23 protein-coding genes are annotated in these 20284 nt (G+C 33.8%); 21 read left to right on the top strand and 2 right to left on the bottom strand.

Annotated elements, in window-relative coordinates:
- Nucleotides 1-94 precede the first annotated feature (94 nt).
- From rpsU to ACNDLV_RS06825, 20 genes are all read left to right on the top strand, one after another.
- Nucleotides 95-271 (top strand): 30S ribosomal protein S21, encoded by a 177-nt coding sequence (gene rpsU / locus ACNDLV_RS06920; protein WP_002880182.1) that lies wholly within the window; start codon nucleotides 95-97, stop codon nucleotides 269-271.
- A 70-nt stretch (nucleotides 272-341) separates the two neighbouring features.
- Complete coding sequence (locus ACNDLV_RS06915; protein ID WP_006586795.1) at nucleotides 342-803, top strand: GatB/YqeY domain-containing protein; 462 nt, start codon at nucleotides 342-344, stop codon at nucleotides 801-803.
- Between the two features lie 20 nt (nucleotides 804-823).
- Entirely contained in the window at nucleotides 824-1777 is a 954-nt protein-coding gene (locus ACNDLV_RS06910) for a PhoH family protein (protein WP_006586794.1), read from the top strand.
- Nucleotides 1777-2301, top strand: a complete 525-nt coding sequence (gene ybeY / locus ACNDLV_RS06905; protein ID WP_006586793.1) for an rRNA maturation RNase YbeY — start codon at nucleotides 1777-1779, stop codon at nucleotides 2299-2301. The genes ACNDLV_RS06910 and ybeY overlap by 1 nt, the downstream gene beginning before the upstream one ends.
- The gene (gene cdd, locus ACNDLV_RS06900) at nucleotides 2301-2723 is read left to right on the top strand and encodes a cytidine deaminase (RefSeq protein WP_006586792.1); all 423 of its coding nucleotides are present in this window, start codon (nucleotides 2301-2303) and stop codon (nucleotides 2721-2723) included. The genes ybeY and cdd overlap by 1 nt, the downstream gene beginning before the upstream one ends.
- Nucleotides 2707-3615, top strand: coding sequence for a GTPase Era (gene era, locus ACNDLV_RS06895; protein ID WP_006586791.1), 909 nt, complete (start codon nucleotides 2707-2709; stop codon nucleotides 3613-3615). Before cdd ends, era begins: the two co-directional genes overlap by 17 nt.
- Nucleotides 3615-4370: a DNA repair protein RecO gene (gene recO / locus ACNDLV_RS06890; RefSeq protein ID WP_006586790.1), complete on the top strand. Its 756-nt coding sequence runs from the start codon at nucleotides 3615-3617 to the stop codon at nucleotides 4368-4370. The genes era and recO overlap by 1 nt, the downstream gene beginning before the upstream one ends.
- A gap of 243 nt (nucleotides 4371-4613) precedes the next feature.
- Nucleotides 4614-5531 carry a glycine--tRNA ligase subunit alpha gene (glyQ, locus tag ACNDLV_RS06885; protein WP_006584805.1) on the top strand — a complete coding sequence of 306 codons (918 nt, stop codon included), beginning with the start codon at nucleotides 4614-4616 and terminating at the stop codon, nucleotides 5529-5531.
- On the top strand, nucleotides 5524-7590 hold the full coding sequence (glyS, locus tag ACNDLV_RS06880) for a glycine--tRNA ligase subunit beta (protein ID WP_006586789.1): 2067 nt from the start codon (nucleotides 5524-5526) through the stop codon (nucleotides 7588-7590). Before glyQ ends, glyS begins: the two co-directional genes overlap by 8 nt.
- A gap of 51 nt (nucleotides 7591-7641) precedes the next feature.
- A complete protein-coding gene (dnaG, locus tag ACNDLV_RS06875; protein WP_022091167.1) occupies nucleotides 7642-9429 on the top strand; it encodes a DNA primase in 1788 nt (595 codons plus the stop codon).
- A 12-nt stretch (nucleotides 9430-9441) separates the two neighbouring features.
- The gene (gene rpoD / locus ACNDLV_RS06870; RefSeq protein ID WP_006586787.1) at nucleotides 9442-10536 is read left to right on the top strand and encodes an RNA polymerase sigma factor RpoD; all 1095 of its coding nucleotides are present in this window, start codon (nucleotides 9442-9444) and stop codon (nucleotides 10534-10536) included.
- A 103-nt stretch (nucleotides 10537-10639) separates the two neighbouring features.
- On the top strand, nucleotides 10640-11329 hold the full coding sequence (locus ACNDLV_RS06865) for a tRNA (adenine(22)-N(1))-methyltransferase (RefSeq protein ID WP_006586786.1): 690 nt from the start codon (nucleotides 10640-10642) through the stop codon (nucleotides 11327-11329).
- The gene (locus ACNDLV_RS06860; RefSeq protein ID WP_006586785.1) at nucleotides 11322-12119 is read left to right on the top strand and encodes a Nif3-like dinuclear metal center hexameric protein; all 798 of its coding nucleotides are present in this window, start codon (nucleotides 11322-11324) and stop codon (nucleotides 12117-12119) included. Before ACNDLV_RS06865 ends, ACNDLV_RS06860 begins: the two co-directional genes overlap by 8 nt.
- Nucleotides 12120-12135: 16 nt before the next feature.
- Nucleotides 12136-13374: a peptidase T gene (gene pepT / locus ACNDLV_RS06855; protein ID WP_006586784.1), complete on the top strand. Its 1239-nt coding sequence runs from the start codon at nucleotides 12136-12138 to the stop codon at nucleotides 13372-13374.
- A 293-nt stretch (nucleotides 13375-13667) separates the two neighbouring features.
- The gene (locus tag ACNDLV_RS06850) at nucleotides 13668-14036 is read left to right on the top strand and encodes a GntR family transcriptional regulator (protein ID WP_006586783.1); all 369 of its coding nucleotides are present in this window, start codon (nucleotides 13668-13670) and stop codon (nucleotides 14034-14036) included.
- Nucleotides 14036-14737, top strand: a complete 702-nt coding sequence (locus ACNDLV_RS06845) for an ABC transporter ATP-binding protein (protein ID WP_006586782.1) — start codon at nucleotides 14036-14038, stop codon at nucleotides 14735-14737. The genes ACNDLV_RS06850 and ACNDLV_RS06845 overlap by 1 nt, the downstream gene beginning before the upstream one ends.
- Nucleotides 14738-15550, top strand: a complete 813-nt coding sequence (locus ACNDLV_RS06840) for a hypothetical protein (protein WP_006586781.1) — start codon at nucleotides 14738-14740, stop codon at nucleotides 15548-15550.
- Nucleotides 15551-15564: 14 nt separating this feature from the next.
- Nucleotides 15565-16362, top strand: a complete 798-nt coding sequence (locus ACNDLV_RS06835) for a hypothetical protein (RefSeq protein ID WP_022091166.1) — start codon at nucleotides 15565-15567, stop codon at nucleotides 16360-16362.
- Nucleotides 16363-16376: 14 nt separating this feature from the next.
- Nucleotides 16377-17135 carry a hypothetical protein gene (locus ACNDLV_RS06830; RefSeq protein ID WP_006586779.1) on the top strand — a complete coding sequence of 253 codons (759 nt, stop codon included), beginning with the start codon at nucleotides 16377-16379 and terminating at the stop codon, nucleotides 17133-17135.
- 60 nt (nucleotides 17136-17195) lie between these two features.
- Nucleotides 17196-17882, top strand: a complete 687-nt coding sequence (locus ACNDLV_RS06825; protein ID WP_006586778.1) for a CPBP family intramembrane glutamic endopeptidase — start codon at nucleotides 17196-17198, stop codon at nucleotides 17880-17882.
- Between the two features lie 49 nt (nucleotides 17883-17931).
- On the opposite strand, the gene ACNDLV_RS06820 is transcribed toward ACNDLV_RS06825, so the two are convergent.
- Together ACNDLV_RS06820 and lepB are read right to left on the bottom strand one after the other, a co-directional pair.
- On the bottom strand, nucleotides 17932-18117 hold the full coding sequence (locus ACNDLV_RS06820; protein WP_006586777.1) for an LBP_cg2779 family protein: 186 nt from the start codon (nucleotides 18115-18117) through the stop codon (nucleotides 17932-17934).
- Nucleotides 18118-18187: 70 nt separating this feature from the next.
- The gene (gene lepB / locus ACNDLV_RS06815) at nucleotides 18188-18766 is read right to left on the bottom strand and encodes a signal peptidase I (RefSeq protein ID WP_006586776.1); all 579 of its coding nucleotides are present in this window, start codon (nucleotides 18764-18766) and stop codon (nucleotides 18188-18190) included.
- Nucleotides 18767-18852: 86 nt separating this feature from the next.
- Here lepB and ACNDLV_RS06810 point away from each other — a divergent pair, with 86 nt between their 5' ends.
- Nucleotides 18853-19575: a hypothetical protein gene (locus tag ACNDLV_RS06810; protein WP_006586775.1), complete on the top strand. Its 723-nt coding sequence runs from the start codon at nucleotides 18853-18855 to the stop codon at nucleotides 19573-19575.
- Nucleotides 19576-20284: the final 709 nt, after the last annotated feature.

Raw genomic sequence — 20284 nt, 5'->3', positions numbered from 1 at the left:
CTAAAAGAACTATTGACGTATAAGGACCTTTTTGGCTATAATTTAACTATATTGTTATGGCAGTACTGCCAAGAAATGGAAGGAGGGATCTCACATGGCCAAGACTATTGTTCACGAAAACGAGTCAATTGATGATGCTCTTCGTCGTTTTAAGCGTTCCGTTTCTAGAAGTGGTACTTTGCAAGAATACCGCAAGCGTGAATTCTACGAAAAACCAAGCGTCCGCAGAAAGTTGAAATCTGAAGCTGCTCGCAAGCGTAGACATTATTAATTAATAGAAAGCTCTCGACGAATAGTTTTTGTCGGGAGCTTTTTTGCACCAAGAAAGAAGGATTTTTCAAATGTCATTAATGGATCAACTCATGGCTGATATGAAAGAAGCTATGAAGGCTAAAGATAAGGAAAGACTAGCAACAATTAGAATGCTTAAGTCAGCTTTAATGTATGCCACTATTAAGGATGAAGGTAAGCTCTCAGATAATGAATTATCACGTGAACAAGAACTTGCCGTTTTAGGTAAGGAAAAGAAGCAACGTGAAGAATCAATTGCTGACTTTAAAAAAGCAGGTCGTGACGACTTAGTAGCTGCCACTGAAAAAGAACTTGAAATTGTTGAAAGTTACATGCCAAAACCATTTACTGAAGCAGAATTAAGTCAGCTAGTAGATGAAACAATTGCTGAAGTTGGTGCAAGTAGCAAGGCTGATTTTGGTAAAGTAATGAAGGCAATTGTACCTAAGATTACCGGTCGAGCAGATGGTAAAGAAGTTTCTAAATTAGTTGGAGCAGCACTTTCTAAATAATTTACTAAAAGGATGATGAAATGCCTCAATTTACATTTACGCCACAAAATCCCGCAAATATTATGAGTTTAGTGGGAGTTAATGACTCTAATTTAAAATTATTGGCTGATGGTTATGATTTAACTGTTGCCGATACTGGTGATGGCATCTTGATAGATTCGCCAGACGAAAAGAAAGTCAAACTTGTCATTAAAGTATTAGCTGCCTTAGAAAAAGTTGTCAATTCTGGAGTAAGTATTGCAGCTCCAGACGTAGTTAGTGCTATGAAGATGGCTGAAAAAGGAACAGTTGAATTTTTTGGTGATTTATATAATAAAATCTTGATTAGAGATGCCAAGGGGCGTCCAATTCGTCCGAAAAATGCTGGGCAACAAGCTTATATTGCAGCTATTCAAAAAAGTGATATTGTTTTTGGAATTGGACCAGCAGGTACTGGTAAAACTTTTCTAGCGGTTGTAATGGCAGTTAGTGCTTTTAAAAATGGTGAAGTTTCTCGAATTATTTTGACTAGACCAGCTGTTGAAGCTGGTGAAAGTTTGGGATTTTTACCAGGTGATTTGAAAGAAAAAGTTGATCCATATTTGCGCCCAATTTATGATTCATTGTATGCCGTCCTTGGTACTGAAACGACTAATAGGTTGATGGAACGAGGAGTAATTGAAGTAGCTCCTCTTGCATATATGAGAGGTCGTACTTTAGATGAAGCATATGTTATTTTGGATGAAGCTCAGAATACAACTGATGCCCAAATGAAAATGTTTTTAACGAGACTTGGATTTAATTCTAAAATGATTGTCAACGGGGATGTTACCCAGGTTGACTTACCAGGGAAACAACATAGTGGTTTACTTGATGCAATGCATATTTTAAAAGATGTAGATCAAGTTAAGTTTGTTAACTTTACATTTAATGACGTTGTGCGGCACCCTGTTGTAGCCAAGATTATTAGAGCTTATGAAGAAGAAGGACATTAATGGACGCTATTGATATTACTTATAACGATGAAACCAATTTCTTAGCTGACACAAGTCGTGATTGGCGCAAATGGATTATGGATTTACTCCTCATGGCTAAGAAAGAAATTAGTAAAGATAATAATTTAGAAATGAGTATTAACTTCGTAGATGAAGATAAAAGTCACCAAATTAATCGTGATTATCGAGGTAAAGATCGCCCAACAGATGTAATTTCATTTGCAATTGAAGATGGAGAAGAAGGCGTGGATCTTTCTAGCTTTATTGAAGATCCAGATTTCACAGAAGATATAGGTGACTTGTTCATGTGCATCAGTGTGATTAAGCGGCATGCTGAAGAATATGGGACAGGATTCGATAGAGAATTTGGTTATACTTTAGTTCATGGCTTTTTACACTTGAATGGGTATGATCATATTGAACCTGCTGAAGCTAAGGAAATGTTTGGCATTCAGGGGAAAGTTCTAGAAGAATATGGTCTTCCTCTTTATCCAGATCAATTAGATGAAGGACGTGGAAAGTAATGAATACTGAAGAAAAGAAGTTATATGAACTTGCAGTTGCACATTTGAATACTGCTTATGCTCCTTATTCTAAATTTCATGTTTCAGCAGCGCTTTTAACAGAATCAGGAAAAATTACTACTGGTGTTAATATTGAAAATGCAGCTTATGGCTCAACTATTTGTGCAGAGCGAGTAGCACTTTTTAATTATGTTAATCAAGGTTTGAAGGATGATCCAATCAAATGCTTATTAATTACTGGCAATACTAGTCGGCCAATTTCCCCATGTGGTTCTTGCCGTCAAGTTATGGCAGAATTTATGAAAGCTGATAGTAAAATTATCTTAACTAATGCTCAAGGTGACTATAAAATGACAACTTTAGCTGATATTTTACCTTATTACTTTACAGATGGAGATTTAGCAGATGGTAGAAACAAGTAAATTTAAATCTGGTTTTGTTGCGCTAATTGGGCGCCCAAATGTAGGTAAATCAACTTTGATGAACCATTTAATTGGACAAAAAGTTGTTATTACATCTAATAAATCTCAAACAACTCGTAATAAAATTTCAGGTATTTTCACTACTGAAAATTTACAAGCTGTTTTTGTTGATACTCCAGGCATTCATAAGCCACAAAATAAATTAGATGATTATATGGATAAAGCTAGTCTTTCATCATTAAATGATGTTGATTTAGTTTTTTTCATGGTTGAACCGGAAAAAGTTGGTAAAGGTGATGAATACATTGCTGACTTACTTAGCAAAGTTAAAGTTCCAATTTTCTTAATCATTAATAAAATTGACCAGGTTCATCCGGATAGCTTGCTTCCTGTTATCGAGTCATATCAAAAATTAGGAAAATTTGCAGAAATTGTTCCAATTTCTGCAACCAACGGCAATAATATGGAAGATTTAGTTGCTACTTTATACAAATATTTGCCAGAAGGACCACAATTTTATGGTAGTGATGAAGTTACTGATCGTCCGGAATATTTTGTTGTTGCAGAATTAATTCGAGAACAAATTTTGCGCTTAACGCAACAAGAAATTCCACATGCTACTGCAGTTGTAGTTGAAAGAATGAATCAAAGAATTAATGGCAAATTGCAAGTTGAAGCCACAATTTATGTGGAACGTGATGGCCAAAAGAAGATTATCATCGGTAAGGGTGGTAGTATGCTTAAAAAGATTGGAATTCAATCACGTAAGCAAGTTGAAGCTTTATTAGGTGAAAAAATTAATCTTCATTTATGGGTAAAAGTTCAAAAGAATTGGCGAACTGATCCAAGCTTCTTAAAGCAAATTGGTTATGACAGTAAGGACTTGTTTTAATGACTAGAGAAGTCGTTGAAGTAACAGGGATTGTATTTAAACGTCAAAGATATAAAGAAGCCGATGTCTTAGCTAAGATAATTAGTAAGGACATGGGCATTTTTACTATGCTGGTGAGAGGAGCTCTTAGACCTAAGTCTAAATTAAGTGCTAGTGTGTTGGCATTTTCTTATGGAAATTATCAAGTTTTGACAAGCCAGAAGGGCTTGAGCCCCCTAAAAACCTATAAAGATATTAAACAATTTTCTAATTTATATAGTGATTTAACTTTAAATAGCTATGCTTGTTATCTTTGTGATTTGGTGGATCATGCATTTGTAGAATACCAATCTTTAGGTGAATTTTATAATTTGATATTAGTGGCTTTGACCAAGTTAAATGCTGGACAAGATCCTGAAATTATTTGTCAATTAGTTGAACTTCAGATGCTAGCTGCATATGGAGTAAGACCACAATTCAAGCAGTGTGCTATTTGTGGTGAAATACACGGCCCTTTTGATTATTCGATTAGTGCAGGTGGAGTGATCTGTCAAAAACATTTTAATGAAGTAGCTCGAATGCATTTGGATGCCAAGCAAGTCGCCATGATTAGAACGTTGGGGTTAGTTAATATCAATCGTTTAGGACAAATAAATGTGAAACCTGATACTAAAAAAGCAATTAGAAGAGCAATTGATCGAATTTATTTTCAAACAGTTGATTTGAATCTCAAGACGAAGAAATTTTTAGATGAGATGCGTAGACTTGAGATTTAATTGCACAATTTAAATAAAAATATGGTAAAATGTTAAAGTATACTGACAAAGATGAGGATAAGAAAAGTACTAGTTAAGCGAGTGCTGTTTGATGGGAGAGCACCTAGGAAAAGGCACCTCTAGTCAACTTAATTAAGAGCAGGAAACGATAGCTTCCTGAATTAGGGTGGAACCGCGATTCAATCGTCCCTATGCAAAATTTTGCATAGGCTTTTTTTATGCCTTTGCACAGGAGGAAATTAGATGACAAATAAGAAATTAAATGTCCAAGATATGATTTTTAAATTAGAACAATTTTGGGCTTCTAAAGGTTGCATGATTATGCCTTCTTACGATGTTGAAAAAGGGGCAGGAACTATGAGTCCGTATACTTTTTTACGTGCAGTAGGTCCAGAACCTTGGGCTGCATGTTATGTTGAGCCATCAAGAAGACCAGCTGACGGTAGATACGGTGACAACCCTAACCGGTTATTCCAACACCACCAATTCCAAGCTGTTATTAAACCTGCACCAATTGATATTCAACAATATTATTTAGATAGTCTTCGTGTTTTGGGAATTGAACCTTTAGAACATGATATTCGTTTTGTTGAAGATAACTGGGAAAACCCATCAATGGGTTGTGCCGGTGTTGGTTGGGAAGTATGGCTTGATGGGATGGAAGTTTCACAATTCACTTACTTCCAAGTTGTTGGTGAATTAGATGTTAAGCCAACTATGAGTGAAATTACTTATGGTGTTGAAAGATTGGCTTCATATATTCAAGATGTTAACAGTGTCTTTGATCTTGAATGGGGTAATGGAATTTTATACCGTGATATCTTCAAAGAACCAGAATATGAACATTCTAAATATGCATTTGAAGAAAGTAATCAAGAAGAATTGTTACAATTCTTTGACACTTATGAAGCAACAGCTAAAGAATTGCTTGGCAAGAACTTAGTTCACCCAGCATATGACTATATCTTGAAGTGTAGTCACACATTCAACTTGCTTGATGCACGTGGTGCTGTTTCTGTTACTGAAAGAGCTGGTTACTTAGCAAGAATTAGAAATATGGCCCATGAAGTTGCTCAATGCTTTGTTGAAGAACGTGAAAAGAGAGGATTCCCTTTACTTAAGAGCGCAGAAGTAGAAAAGGCGGAGAGTGAAAATGACTAAAGATTATTTATTTGAAATTGGCACTGAAGAAATGCCAGCTCATGTTGTTTCTAGAAGTGTAAAACAATTAGCAGATCGTACTAGTAAGTTCTTGAAAGATAATGGCTTGGAATTTAAAGCAATTAAGACTTTTTCAACTCCTCGCCGTTTAACGATTTTGGTGCAAGATTTAGCTGAAAAGCAAGCAGATATTGATGAAATAAAAAAAGGCCCTGCAAAGAAGATTGCTTTAGATAGTGAGGGTAATTTTACTAAAGCTGCTCAAGGTTTTGTTCGTGGTCAAGGAATGACGACTGATGATATTTACTTTGAGGAATTAAAGGGAACTGAATATGCTTATGTTCATGTTCAAAAAGCAGGCAAACTTGCCACTGATATTTTACTGGGCATGAGCGACATTATTAAGGCGATGACTTTCCCAACTAAAATGCGCTGGGGCAGCAATGACTTTGAATTTGTACGTCCAATTCATTGGTTAGTTTCATTATTCGGTAGTGAAGTAGTACCTGTTAAAATTTTAGACATCACAGCTGGACGTAAAACAATGGGCCACCGCTTTTTAGGTGATAGCGTTATTTTAGCAAATAGTGATGATTATGAAGAAGCTTTGAAAGGCCAATTCGTAATTGCCGATGCTGCTGAACGCAAGACAATGATTGTTAACCAAATTGATCAATTAGTTGCTGAAAACAATTGGAAAGTTAAGCTTGATGCCAGCTTATTGGAAGAAGTAACGAACTTGGTTGAATATCCAACTGTATTTGCAGGTAGCTTTGATGAAAGTTACTTAAATATTCCAGATGAAGTTTTGATTACATCTATGAAAGATAATCAAAGATACTTTGAAGTTTATGATCAAGATGGCAAATTAATTAACCACTTCATTTCAGTTCGTAATGGTAATAAAGAATTCCTTGAAAATGTTATTAGCGGAAATGAAAAGGTATTAGTTGCTCGTTTAGATGATGCTAAGTTCTTCTATGATGAAGATAAGAAATACCCACTTAGTCATTTTGTTTCAAGACTTGATAAAGTTTCATTCCACGATAAAATTGGTTCAATGGCTGAGAAATTAGTACGTGTACGTATCATTGGTGAATACTTGGCCAAGAAATTTGGATTAAGTGATGGAGTTATTAAGAACTTTGATCGTGCTAGTGAACTTTATAAATTTGATTTAGTTACTCAAATGGTTGGTGAGTTTGCTGAACTTCAAGGGGTAATGGGGATGCACTATGCAGAGCTTGCTGGTGAAAATAAAGATGTTGCTCTTGCAATTAAGGAACACTATATGCCTCTTACTGCAGAAGGCGAATTACCAACTAGTGAAGTTGGTGCATTATTGTCAGTTGCAGATAAATTTGATAATATTATTACTTTCTTCGCTGCTGGTATGATTCCAACATCATCAAATGATCCATATGCTCTTAGAAGATATGCATATGGAATCGTTAGAATTTTACTTAACCAAAATTGGTCACTAGCAATTGATAAGGCTTTGCCAGAAATGGTTGAATTGCTTGATGGTAAGACAAAGGCTAAGATGCCTAAGACTGGCCAAGAAGATGAAGAAATTTCACTCTTCATTCGTGATAGAATTAAACAATTTTTGCAAACAAATAATTACAAGTATGATGTAATTGATGCAGTTCTTCATTCTAGTCAAAAGGATCCAAGTCGAATTTTAGCAGCAGCTAAAGTATTGCAAGCACATCACGATTCACCAGAATTTAAGCCTGTAGTTGAAAGTTTAATTCGAATCGAAAATATTTTGAAGAAGGCTAAATATAAAGGCGATAGTGTAGTTAAGAGCGATTTATTTGAAGATAATTCAGAAAACGAATTATATTTAGCTAGTCAAAACTTGCAAGCAATTGATAACTTTACAGAATTGTATGAAGCATTTGTTTCAATGCAAAAAGTAATTGACAGATACTTTGAAGTAAATATGATTATGGCTAAAGATGAAGCAGTTAAAAATAATCGCTTGGCACAATTAAGCCAAATCAATGAATTAGCTACTCGTTTAGGTGCATTAAGCAAGTTAGTTATTAAATAAAATGCTTTGTTATAAAATAAAGACAAGTGTCTATTGAAAGAGGTGATACAATTGGCAGGACGCATCCCAGAAGATTTTATCAATGAGGTACGAAATAGTATCAATATTGTTGACGTAATAAGTCAGTATGTATCACTTGAAAAAAGGGGCAAAGACTACGTAGGCCTTTGTCCTTTTCATCAAGAAAAGACCCCATCATTTACTGTTAGTGAAGATAAGCAGTTTTTTAAGTGCTTTGGATGTGGTAAGGGTGGTAATGTCTTTAGTTTTATGCAGTATAAGGAAGGCTTAAGCTTTCCAGAAGCAGTGGCTGAAGTAGCAAAAATGGCCAATTTAGCAATGCCAAGTGGCTATCAATCTGAGATGAAGCCATTAAGTCCTTTGAAAAAAGTTCATCAAGATGCCTGTGATTTTTTTCATCAAGTATTACTAACTAGTAAAGCAGGTGAGCGAGCTCTAAATTATGCTAAAGAGCGTGAATTATCTGAAGATTTACTTGAACACTTCCAAATCGGATATGCACCAAATAGTGATCATCTATTATTAACTTTTTTACGTGGTAAAGGATACGATGATACAGTGCTTGCTAAAAGCGGGCTCTTTTCTCAAAATGAAAATGGACAATTATTTGATCGTTTTCGTGATCGATTGATGTTTCCTTTAGCAGATGAAGTAGGGTATATAGTCGGTTTTTCTGGACGAAGAATTTCTAATAATAAAGAATTAGCGAAATACTTAAATAGTCCGGAAACTGAAATTTTTAATAAATCTAAGGTCCTATTTCACTTAAAAGAAGCTAAAAAGGCAGCGCGAACTGAAAAGCACCTTGTTTTATATGAAGGATATATGGATGTAATTGCAGCCTATAAGGCTGGGATTAAGACAGGGATTGCTTCGATGGGAACTAGCTTGACTGATGATCAGGTATATTTACTTAAACGTATTAGTCGCAATATCATTATTAACTATGATGGTGATGAGCCTGGACAGCACGCAATTGAGAGAGCAAGTCATATGTTTGAAACAGTTGGTGGCTTTCAAGTTGGCGTAGTTTCCTTGCCAGAAGGGCTTGATCCAGACGAATATGTAAAAAAATATGGCCCTGAGCGCTACCAAGATGAAGTTAAAGGTGCGATTACGCCAACTGACTTTTTCTTAAAACGGTTGGAATTAAAGTATAATTTTTCAAATGATCGTGAAAAATTAGCTTATTTAGATGAAGCAGTTAAATTGATTGCACCGCTCAATAATCCTGTTGAACGGGATCTTTATGTTACTAAGCTTGCCAAAAAGGTAGGTGTTTCAGAAGACTCATTGAAAGTGAGTTTGCTGAGAGAAGGACGCAAACTTCGAGTAGCTGAAAGAAGAAAAAAACAATATGATTTTGAACCTGAAGAACAAAGTAAGACTCAAGTAGCAACACTGCATAATGCTAATCCAGCTCTTGTTAGACTGTTTTATTTATTTGTTCACTCTGAAAAGGTTAGAAATTATTTGCTGGACTTACATTTTCTCTTTCCAGATGAAAGCTATGCCAAATTGGCTGAATCTTGGCTTGATTTTGAAGAAACACATGATAATGCTACAATTAACAGTTTCTATGATTTTATTCCTGATGATTTAAAGGGTATAATAGATAACATGGAAATGATGACAATGCCTGAAGACTTTTCTAAAGAAGAAGTCGATGGATTGTTGGCATCACTCAAAAAGCTTGACACTCAACGGAAAATTAGCAATTTGCAAATGCAATTGCAGGATGCTCAACGTAGACAAGATGAAGATCAAGTGCTTAAAACTTTAGAAATGATTATTAATGCAAAACGCAATAACAATTAGGGAGGCTTATTAATGGCAGATATGACTTTAGACAAAAAAGTTAAAGAACTTGTCAAAGAAGTCAAAAAGAGTAAAGAGATTACTGAAACCGACTTTACTGAAAAGTTAATCAAGCCATACAAGCTTGAGGGCAAGGCTGTTGACCAACTGGTTCAAGAATTCGAAGATAATGGAATCAGTATCGTTGATGCAAACGGTGAACCATCAAACTTAGCCTTAAAGAAGCAGAAAGATGTTGAAAAAGAAGAACTTAAAGATTTATCTGCACCTGCAAGTGTGCGAATGAATGACCCAGTTAGAATGTACTTAAAGGAAATTGGTCGGGTTCCTCTTTTGAATGCTGATGAAGAAATTGCTCTTGCTAAGAGAATTCAAGATGGTGATGAAGAAGCAAAGCAAGAACTTGCAGAAGCTAACTTGAGATTAGTTGTTTCAATTGCTAAACGTTATGTTGGTCGTGGAATGCAATTCCTAGACTTAATCCAAGAAGGTAATATGGGGTTAATGAAGGCTGTTGACAAGTTTAACTATAAGCTTGGTTTCAAGTTTTCAACTTATGCTACTTGGTGGATTCGTCAAGCAATTACACGTGCAATTGCAGACCAGGCTAGAACAATTAGAATTCCAGTTCACATGGTTGAAACAATTAACAAGTTAATCAGAATTCAACGTCAACTTTTACAAGATTTAGGACGTGAACCAACGCCTGAAGAAATTGGTGCAGAAATGGACATGGGAACAGATAAGGTACGTGATATCTTAAAGATTGCCCAAGAACCAGTTTCTCTTGAAACACCAATTGGTGAAGAAGACGATTCACACTTAGGTGACTTTATTGAAGATAAGGATGCAACTAGTCCTGAACAACATGCTTCATATGAAATGCTTAAGGAACAACTTGAAGAAGTACTTGATACATTAACTGATCGTGAAGAAAACGTTCTTCGCTTACGTTTCGGTTTAGATGATGGCCGGACTAGAACCTTGGAAGAAGTTGGTAAGGTGTTTGGAGTTACTCGTGAACGTATTCGTCAGATTGAAGCAAAGGCTTTACGTAAATTACGTCACCCAAGTAGATCAAACCAATTAAAGGATTTCTTAGATTAATAAAGAAATAACAGATAGCATTTGCTATCTGTTTTTTTTACTTAATATTATTTCCCCATTAGCAAGAGCTTTTTTGATACAATCAATTAATAGGAGGGATAGCATGCTTGAAACAAGACTTGCCCATTTGGCGGCAATGGTAGACGAAAATACACGTTTAGCTGATATAGGAACGGATCATGCATACTTACCAATTGATTTGGTTAAATCAGGGAAAATTGACTTTGCAATTGCTTCAGATGTTGCTGAAGGGCCACTAGATAATGCCAAAACTGACATTCTTGCAGCAGGTTTAAGTAAAAATATAGAAACAAGACTTGGTAGTGGTTTAGAAACGTTAAGACCAGAAGACAATATCCAGACAGTTGTTATCGCTGGAATGGGTGGAAAGTTAATGTCTGATTTGCTTGAAACAGCTAAAGTAAATGGAAACTTATATCCTACTTTAATCTTGGAACCAAATATTGGTGAACCACGTGTTAGAAAATGGTTAATGGAAAATAATTACCAGATTATTCAAGAAGAGATAATTGATACAGCTGGGCATATCTATGAATTGATTAAAGCTACATTAACTACTAGCAAACATTCACTAACTGATAAGGAACTTCTCTTTGGTCCATTTTTGTTAAAGGAAAAAACTGCTGTTTTTACAAAAAAATGGACTAATCAACTAGCTTATCAAAAGCAATTGTTACTCAATTTAAATAAGGCTAAAAATAAAGATATGGCCCGCATTTCTGAAGTTGAACAAAGAATTAAGTTTATTGAAGGAGAGCTAGAAAATGACTAAAGTTAAAGATATAATTGCTAAATTAAATGAACGTTTTCCTGAAAATATTGCGAGCAGCGGAGATCCTGTTGGACTTCAAATTGGCTCAGTTGATGCAGAAGTTACTAAAATTATGACTACACTTGATGTGCGCCCAAATGTGGTTGACGAAGCAATAAAAAAAGGTGTCGATTTAATTATTTCTCACCACCCAGTAATGTTTAGACCTGCTAGAAATTTAGACTTCAGTGATCCACAAAATGCAATGTATGGAAAAATTATTGCTCACGGAATTACCGTTTATTCTATCCATACTAATTCAGATAAGGCCGAAAATGGTTCAAGTGATTGGCAAGCAGAGGAATTAGGTTTAACTAATATTGAGCCTTTTGCAATTGATGATGATGGGATTGCAGTTGGCCGAAAGGGGAAACTACCCAAACCGATGAAAGCAATTGATTTTGCTTATTACACCAAAAAGCAAATGAATGTTGACTTTGTTCGCCTAATCACAGCTAATAATGATAAAATAATATCAACAGTTGGTTTTGTATGTGGTGATGGTGGCAAGTTCTGGCGTGATGCTCTGAAAGATAACTTAGATGCATATATCACTGGGGACGTCTACTACCACGTTGGTCATGATATGATTTCTAGTGGTTTAACAGTAGTTGACCCTGGTCACTACACCGAAAGTCTTTTCAAGACAAAATGTGCTGAAGTGCTTGATGATTTCAAGGCTAGTGAAAATTGGCCAGTTGAGATTGTAATCTCCCAAGAATCAACTGATCCATTCCAAGATTTAATGTAAGAAAGAAGAAATAATTATGGAATATCCAAATTTACTACCACGTTTTTTGAAATATGTAAAAATCAATTCTCGTTCTGATGAACACGCTGACCGTTTCCCATCAACTCAACGTGAAGTTGATTTCCAAATGGTTATCAAGAAAGATTTGGAAGAACTAGGCCTATCAGACATTCATTATAATGAAAAAGCTGGTGTTTTAATTGCTGAAATTCCATCAAATGTTGACTACGATATGCCAGTTATGGGCTTTTTAGCACACTGTGATACAGCTGATTTTAATAGTGAAAACATTAAACCTCAAATCACAGAAAACTATGATGGAGAAAGTAAGATTCAATTAGGTGATAGTGAATTTTACTTAGATCCAGCAGTTTTCCCTAATATGAAGAAATATAAAGGTCAAACTATTATTTCTGCCTCAGGTGATACCTTACTTGGTGGGGATGACAAGTGTGGTGTTAGTGAATTAGTAACATTTGCTGAATATCTGCTTGCTCATCCTGAAATTAAGCACGGTCGTATTCGCTTAGGCTTTACTCCAGATGAAGAAATCGGTACTGGTGCTGGACACTTTGATGTTGAAGATTTTGGAGCTGATTTTGCTTACACTGTTGATGGTGAAGCACCTGGTAAACTTGACTGGGGTACTTTTTCAGCTGCACAATTTGGACTCGACATTCAAGGAGTTAATGTTCACCCAGCTGTTGCTAAAGGCCAAATGATTAATGCTATTCAAGTTGGTATTAACTTCCAAAACTCATTGCCACAAAATGAAGTCCCAGAACAAACTGAAGGTAGAGAAGGATTCTACCACTTGATGAACTTCCAAGGTACCGTTGATAATGCTCACCTTGACTACATTATTCGTGACTTTGAACGTGATGGCCTTGAAGCTCGTAAGAACTTGGTTAAATCAATTGTAAAGAAAATGAACGATGAATTTGGCGAAGAACGTCTTAAGCTCAAGATGTGGGACCAATACTACAACATGGCTGATGAACTTAAGAAGCACATGGAAGTTGTAGATTTGGCTCGTGATGCTTACAAGGCTGAAGGCTTGACAATCAATGAAGATCCAGTACGTGGTGGTACTGATGGTTCTCAATTAACTTACATGGGGCTTCCTTGTCCAAACTTATTTGCTGGTGAAGAAAACATGCATGGTCGCTTTGAATATACTGTGCTTGAATCTATGTGGAAAGCTGTCGATGTAATGGTTAAAATGGCAGAATTACACGCAGAAAGAAGCAAGTAGTGAAACAAAATTAATATAAATATTTTTACTTTGCTTTAATGAATAATTTTTTATTATTGATATATAAAGCTTCTTTGATAATAAAAAATTAAGAAAAAGTTATGCACTAATACTAATTAATAAAAAATATAGCTGATAAATACTGATATATAGGTATTTGTTGGCTTATTTTTTTGGAAAATATCAATAAATGAAAAATTGTGAAACATAAAAACTATCTACTTGCAAAAAAGTATAAGTTAAGATAACATAATAGTGTATTACACGACTAACACAATAAATGAGGTGAGAATATGGAATTTAAAGACAATGTGCCTATTTATATTCAAATTGAGCAATATTTATATCGGCTCATAGTGCAAGGAGAATTACCAGCTGGTCAAAGAATTCCATCTGTTAGACAGCTAGCTGTTGATTTAACGGTTAACGTCAATACAGTTCAAAGAGCATTGCAAGAGATGAATAATCAGGGGATTTTATTTACCAAACGTGGAGAAGGTAATTTTGTTACTGAAGATACTGCTCTTTTAGAAAAGACCAAAAAAGAGTTATTAACGCGAGAATTAGATGATTTTGTCGAAAACATGCATCGTTTAGGCATCAAGAATGACGAACTTGTTCCAACACTATCAGAATATTTAGAGAGTTTAGGAGAAAAGTAATGAACAAAGCATTAGAAATTCAAAATTTAACTTACAAGAAAAATCAAAAAGTAATTCTGGATAATATTAATTTAGATCTCGCCCAAGGAAAAATTGTTGCCTTGTTAGGAGAAAATGGTGCAGGTAAGACTACTTTAATGCGTTGCATTGCTGGCGTTGCCAAGAATTGGTCCGGTAGTATTAAAGTGGCAGGAAAAAGTGGTGAAGCAGAGAAAAAAGCTAAATTAGCATTTACAGATAAACTAACTGGTTTTTCAGATTCAACCAAAATTAAACATGTAATTAAGTTTTATGAAACTATTTATTCTGATTTTGATTTAGAAGAATTTACTAAATTACGTGAATTCATGAAGTTATCACCTGATATGCGTTTAGGTCAACTTTCACGGGGGATGCGTGAAAAGTTGGTAATTGCTTTAACATTTGCTAGAAAAGCAGATTTGTATCTTTTAGATGAACCATTTTCAGGAATTGACCCAATGGCAAGAAAGAAGATTATTAATTCTATTATTTTGTGGAAAGATGACAATGCTACTATTTTGATTTCTGACCATTTTGTTAATGAAATTGCAACTTTGCTTGATGAAGTTATTATTTTGAAAGATAACAGAATTTTAACTCATCAAAGTGCTGATCAAATTAGAAGTGAGAATACCAGTATTGAATCCTTCTACCAAGCCTTTTATGAGGGGGAAGAATAAATGACCTCTTTTAGTAAGTTATTTAAGGTAATGCAGCTACCTAAGTTAAAAATTGCAAGTTGGATATATTTAGTGCAATTAGTTGGAATGATTGCAATTGGACTATACTTTCAATTTTCTAATAGTGTTAGGCTACCTTATGAAAGTGCGTTTTTAGCTGAAGCTATCACACTTGTTTTAGCTGGTTTGTTTTTATACTTTTATTTGCTCAATAAAGAAATAAAAAGCTATAAAAGTCAAACTTGGCAACTAATGCCAGTTTCGTCAATTAAGTTATATTTAACAAATCAATTAACTACTTATTTAGCAATAGCATTATTTTTAGTATTTCAAGTTATAAATTTTGGGCTAATTTTGGGAGCATTTGCAGTTTCTTATCCAATAAATTTTTCTGAAATATCGAAAGCTCTTAATAACCCTACATCAACTTCTGTATTAGGGCAAATGGCAGTCTACATGATTTCATTAGGATGTTTATTTGTACTATCAGCAATTAGTTTCATGGTAATAATTATCTTTTTAGTAATGGTATCGCAAGTGATTGTCAATTTATTACCAGGATTTAAGAGTAAGAACTTAGTAAATTTAGTTCGAATAATTATTGGAATAATTGGTTATTTGATTATTGGTAATGTTTCTAGTTTTGCCTTTGAATCACTTTTAAAAATAAAGGATAATCCTTTGGCAGCTTTATCAAGTTCTGGATTAAGTGCTTTATGGACAAGTAATGGAATTTCTTTATTGTTTATTTTAGTCATTACAGCAGTCAACTTATATCTTTTAAAGAGATTCTTTGAAGCCAAGGCTAATTAGAAATGGAGGATAAAATGACGAGTTTTAGTACAGTATTTAAGCTACTTCAAGCAAAAAAAGCTAAAAAGATTTTAATGATTTACCTGATTCAATTAGCAGCGATTATGGCAATTGGAACATATTTGTATTTGGTAAATGCAAAAGAATTTCAATCAATTTTTGTTAGCTATGAAGTTATTGCTTTAACTACAAGTTTCTTTGCGTTGTTAATTAGTTGGTGCATTTTATTTATTGATGAAATAAAAATGTATGAGTCACAAACATGGCAACTTTTGCCAATTAGTTCTAAAAAATTCTTTTTAGCTAATATTTTGACAACTTATGTAACACTTTTTTATATGGCATTACTTGATTTAGGAACTTGCGCAATTTTAATATCAGTAGCATTTGCGGCAAGTAAGCCAGAATTAAAAGATATTTCGGTAGGTAAAACCCTAGGACAGCTACCTATTGGTGAAATTGCTCTATATGGATTGGGCATAGCTTTATTAATAGCTTTAGGATTAATTAGTTTTTCTTTGATGATTAATTTCTTGAGCTTTTCTTCAAAAACAATTGTTAATTTGTTGCCGGGCTTTAAGAGTAAGAAATTAGTTGGCTTATTACGTTTTATTTTCGCAATAGTGCTTTACGCAATTCTTACATACTTTATTAATACTTTTTCAAATGTTTTCGAAAAGGGCATTATTGATCGACAAGTCAATTTATTGGTATTGTGGCTCAGTGTTGCAGAAACTGGAATTTTTGTATTAATAGGGTCTATTGTTGATACTTGGATTTATCAAAAATTCTTTGAAGCCAAGGCTGTATAAAGGAGGGAGCTAAGGTGTTAGCTTTAACGGATTCTCTTTTTCAGACTAAAAAAAATCAAGCCAAAATCACCTTATTGGGGTATTTTTTAATAAGCTTAATTTTAGCTGTATTTTTAATTACAGGTAGAGCTTGGAGCTTCGTAGATTTTTCACTTGTTCCTGAAGATAAAGGTCTACCACTAGTTATGAGTTTTTCATCAACACTTTATAAATTTGATTTACTCTTTTTTGTATGGTGTATATATTACTTTGCTAAAGATTTAAGAAAGCAAACTTGGCAATTGGTTCCTTTATCAAGTACCAAAATATTTACTGCACAGTGGTTGAGTACATTGCTAGCTTGTGCCTATCTATTTATTGGGCAATTATTGTTAACTTTTATTTCTTATGTTGTATCTTATTTATGGGCAAGTAACCAGGTCTTAAATGGTTTAAGATTACTTTTTGATGCAAAATTTGAATTTCTCAATGATTTAGTATTTTTGACATTCTTTTGTTTAGCATGGCTTTTATTCACTGCATTAGTTGAAATCTGTAAATATGGAATTATTTCTCTATTACCTTTTTCTGGAAACAAAATTTTTGAAAATATTATTGAAATAATTCTTGTTATAATTGGGTTAATAATTGCTATTAACGGTTTTAACTTTATGTTTTTTAATGTTGGTACAACAGAAGAAGCAGGAACAATTTTTATGATAATTACATCTGTAATTCTGTGGTTAATTGTTCAACCATTATTCAATCGAATTGGTGAAAGTAAGGCAGAATAAAAGTATAGTCTAAAAAAATGTATTATACTAAAAACATTCACATGAAAAGGAGGAAATTTAGTGAAGATTATTTCATATTTGAAAAAAATAGGTCTTTTTATAGTTTCATTTTTATTATATGAATTGTTAATGAGTTCATATGTCATTCCCAAATCATTAAATAGTAACAAAGAAATGATTGGAAAATATCATTTTGTACTCTATGTGGCAACCATTGCGTTAGTGATGCTCGTGTATCATATCTATAAAAAACAGTTAGAGCAAGAGAATGAATGGCATTTCAATGAGAAGCCACATTTTAAGTGGTCAAAATTAGGATATAGTGGTTTAGCTTTTGTGGTAATGATTGCTGCCCAAGTTTTAATAAATATGTTTTTATCCTCTTCATCCAATTCTGCTAATCAAAAAGCAATTGATCAATTAGCAAAGGGAACGGATTGGCATTTTATTGTCTTTATTATTTTCTTAGCACCAATGTTTGAAGAAATAATCTTACGTGGTCAATTTTTCAATATTGCTTTTACTAAAGAAAATAAGTTGAATTACTGGTTAGGGATTGTAATCAATGGTCTATTCTTTGCTTGGTTGCATGATCCAAATTTCTCAATTCATATCATTACTTATTGGGTAATGGGGGCAATTTTAGCGACAACATATTTAAATACCAAAGATTTAAGATATTCATTTGTAACTCATATGCTTAATAATACTATTGCTGCATTACCATTAATCTTTGGGATGCATTAAACAAAAAAGAGTAGCACTTTTTTATTTAAGTGCTACTCTTTTAATTTGATTAATCTTGACTCTGAATATATTCCAAGATTTGATTAATTTCTTCACCTGTAAATGATCCATCACCAGTTTTCATAGCATGAATTTTTTCTACTGAAAGATGGCTAGCAAAGGCTAACTCAGTATCATTAACGTGATGTTTTACTTGGTAAGTTATAATTACATCTGAAAGTTCTTCTTGGTTCATATTAGCTTGGCTCCTTTAAAATAAATCCACTATTTATCTCTACATCTATTGTAGTTGAAATAAGGCCTTATTAAAAGGTAGACCACTTGGTTAATGGCCAATACCGGAAAATCACCTTGCCGACAATTGCGCTTCGTTTTACAAAGCCGAAGTATCGGGAGTCTTTCGAAACATTACGGTGATCACCCATTACGAAGTATTCACCACTTGGAACTTTATTAACACCAAATTTACTCTTTAAACTAAAGTTTTCTGTATAAAGTTGCCCACCTGAGTAAAGCTTTTTACCTTCAGTTAAGTATGGTTCGGAATATTTCTTCCCATTTAAGTATAGTTGATCATTTTTGTAAGTAATACTGTCACCAGGCATTCCCACAATACGCTTAATATATAATGCTCCTGGTTCATCGGGAGCATTTAAAATGACAATATCACCACGTTTTAAACTGGTATGACGCAAAGCAATAATTCGGTCACCATTTTCAAATGTTGGTTGCATTGATGGACCTGATACAGTTTCATTTGATAATACAAAACTAAAGATTAAGTAATAAATCCCCAACAAAATTGCAGCCATAACAAAAACTTGAAGTAGCCATTTACCTAAGCTTTCGTTTTCAGCCGCTTTATTCGATATATTTTTTCCCATTAAAACGTCTCCTTTATTAATCTATTTTCAATTATAACTGATTTTAACCTGATTGAATGGTAAAATCCTATTAAGGATAAGGAAATATGACTGATTTTTTAACAAAATTAATTAAAATAGATAATGAATTGAATATTCCAAGGCTTCATCAAGAAGTTTGTGAAGTTAAACGTGTTTGTTCAGTATTAGATAAAAAAGAAGTGCCTAACTGCCAAATTATGAATTTAGGTCCTATTACCGCGCAAAAAAGTGCAGCTAAAAAAATACAAGTAGCTAATAATTTACTTAATAGCTTTCGGCAATATTTATCTTTACATTATGGATTGTGGTCTTTGCCCAATGTCCAGACAGCACGAATAATCAAAGAAAAGTATAATATAACTAGTGCAGTTGAAGTTATGGCTGGCAATGCAGCGTGGTCTAAAGCTTTAAGTATGGCAGGAGTAAAAGTCTATGCTAGTGATAATTTGGTATGGTCTAAAACTTCCAAAACAGGTGGAGATTTGTTTTATCCAGTCGAGAACTTAGACGCAAGTTCAGCGATAATCAAATATCAAAATTGTGATTTAATTATTTGCTCTTGGGCGCCTAATTTTGGTCATGCTGATATTGATTTAATAAAAGTATGGAAAAAGCTAGAGCATAGACCCAAGTTGTTGTTTGTCGGTGAAGAATTTGGGGTAACGAATTCAGAAGAATTTTGGCAAACAGTATCATTTATTAAAAAGCCAGAATTAGCTTCAGTTAATGCTAGTTTTTCAAGCTTTGACTTTATTGAGGAAAGATTTTTTGAGATAGATGAAGATTAAGAAGATATTTTTAGGGATTTTTTTATTTGCTTGTTTTTTAGTAGCAGGAGTGTTAGTTTCAAATATTCAAAGTATAAGTGCAGATCAAGTTTTAACTGCTAGTGGGCTATCAAGCTATTCTAGAAACTTAAAAACTAATAGCAAAGTTGAGATTAGGACACTTTTGAAATACCTTACTAAAAAGTATCCTAATGAAAAGATAACTTTAGAACTGAATAATAAATATGATCAAGATCAAGTATTAATTTGGTCAAACTATCAAAATGAATTATTACCAGTTGCTAAGGGACGTTATTTTAATCCAGAAGAATTCGAAGGGGTAGTAAGCTTTGGTATTGTATCGCCAACTTCTAATATTCAACTTTTGAATACACAGGATAATAAATATATTGTCTTAAATAACCGTTATATTTCTGTAGTAGGGACTTTAAAAGAAGTTAGTGATAATATTCAAACCAAATATTATTTGACCACTGGAATTAATCAAGGCAATTCCAAAGCACGTCTTAATAATTTTGATATTATTATTGATACTCCATCTAACAGAGTGGTTCAGGGCGTAAGTAAATATCTGAATGGACAAGTAACTTTTTCAGAATTAGTTTCTACTCACCGTAGGACTCACTTCATTCGAGCAATGGCTTTTTCGATTTTATTAGGAATCATAGTGCTATTTGCAGGATTAGTTGCGGGTGCTTGTGCGATTATT

The organism is Lactobacillus fornicalis, assembly GCF_055362665.1.
Note: the sequence above shows the minus strand (reverse complement) of the source record. Positions and strands in the feature narration are given on the sequence as shown.

Coding starts and splice junctions, on each gene's coding strand:
- rpsU (WP_002880182.1), top strand. CDS start 95: ATGGCCAAGACTATTGTTCACGAAAACGAGTCAATTGATGATGCTCTT.
- ACNDLV_RS06915 (WP_006586795.1), top strand. CDS start 342: ATGTCATTAATGGATCAACTCATGGCTGATATGAAAGAAGCTATGAAG.
- ACNDLV_RS06910 (WP_006586794.1), top strand. CDS start 824: ATGCCTCAATTTACATTTACGCCACAAAATCCCGCAAATATTATGAGT.
- ybeY (WP_006586793.1), top strand. CDS start 1,777: ATGGACGCTATTGATATTACTTATAACGATGAAACCAATTTCTTAGCT.
- cdd (WP_006586792.1), top strand. CDS start 2,301: ATGAATACTGAAGAAAAGAAGTTATATGAACTTGCAGTTGCACATTTG.
- era (WP_006586791.1), top strand. CDS start 2,707: ATGGTAGAAACAAGTAAATTTAAATCTGGTTTTGTTGCGCTAATTGGG.
- recO (WP_006586790.1), top strand. CDS start 3,615: ATGACTAGAGAAGTCGTTGAAGTAACAGGGATTGTATTTAAACGTCAA.
- glyQ (WP_006584805.1), top strand. CDS start 4,614: ATGACAAATAAGAAATTAAATGTCCAAGATATGATTTTTAAATTAGAA.
- glyS (WP_006586789.1), top strand. CDS start 5,524: ATGACTAAAGATTATTTATTTGAAATTGGCACTGAAGAAATGCCAGCT.
- rpoD (WP_006586787.1), top strand. CDS start 9,442: ATGGCAGATATGACTTTAGACAAAAAAGTTAAAGAACTTGTCAAAGAA.
- ACNDLV_RS06865 (WP_006586786.1), top strand. CDS start 10,640: ATGCTTGAAACAAGACTTGCCCATTTGGCGGCAATGGTAGACGAAAAT.
- ACNDLV_RS06860 (WP_006586785.1), top strand. CDS start 11,322: ATGACTAAAGTTAAAGATATAATTGCTAAATTAAATGAACGTTTTCCT.
- pepT (WP_006586784.1), top strand. CDS start 12,136: ATGGAATATCCAAATTTACTACCACGTTTTTTGAAATATGTAAAAATC.
- ACNDLV_RS06850 (WP_006586783.1), top strand. CDS start 13,668: ATGGAATTTAAAGACAATGTGCCTATTTATATTCAAATTGAGCAATAT.
- ACNDLV_RS06845 (WP_006586782.1), top strand. CDS start 14,036: ATGAACAAAGCATTAGAAATTCAAAATTTAACTTACAAGAAAAATCAA.
- ACNDLV_RS06840 (WP_006586781.1), top strand. CDS start 14,738: ATGACCTCTTTTAGTAAGTTATTTAAGGTAATGCAGCTACCTAAGTTA.
- ACNDLV_RS06835 (WP_022091166.1), top strand. CDS start 15,565: ATGACGAGTTTTAGTACAGTATTTAAGCTACTTCAAGCAAAAAAAGCT.
- ACNDLV_RS06820 (WP_006586777.1), bottom strand. CDS start 18,117: ATGAACCAAGAAGAACTTTCAGATGTAATTATAACTTACCAAGTAAAA.
- lepB (WP_006586776.1), bottom strand. CDS start 18,766: ATGGGAAAAAATATATCGAATAAAGCGGCTGAAAACGAAAGCTTAGGT.
- ACNDLV_RS06810 (WP_006586775.1), top strand. CDS start 18,853: ATGACTGATTTTTTAACAAAATTAATTAAAATAGATAATGAATTGAAT.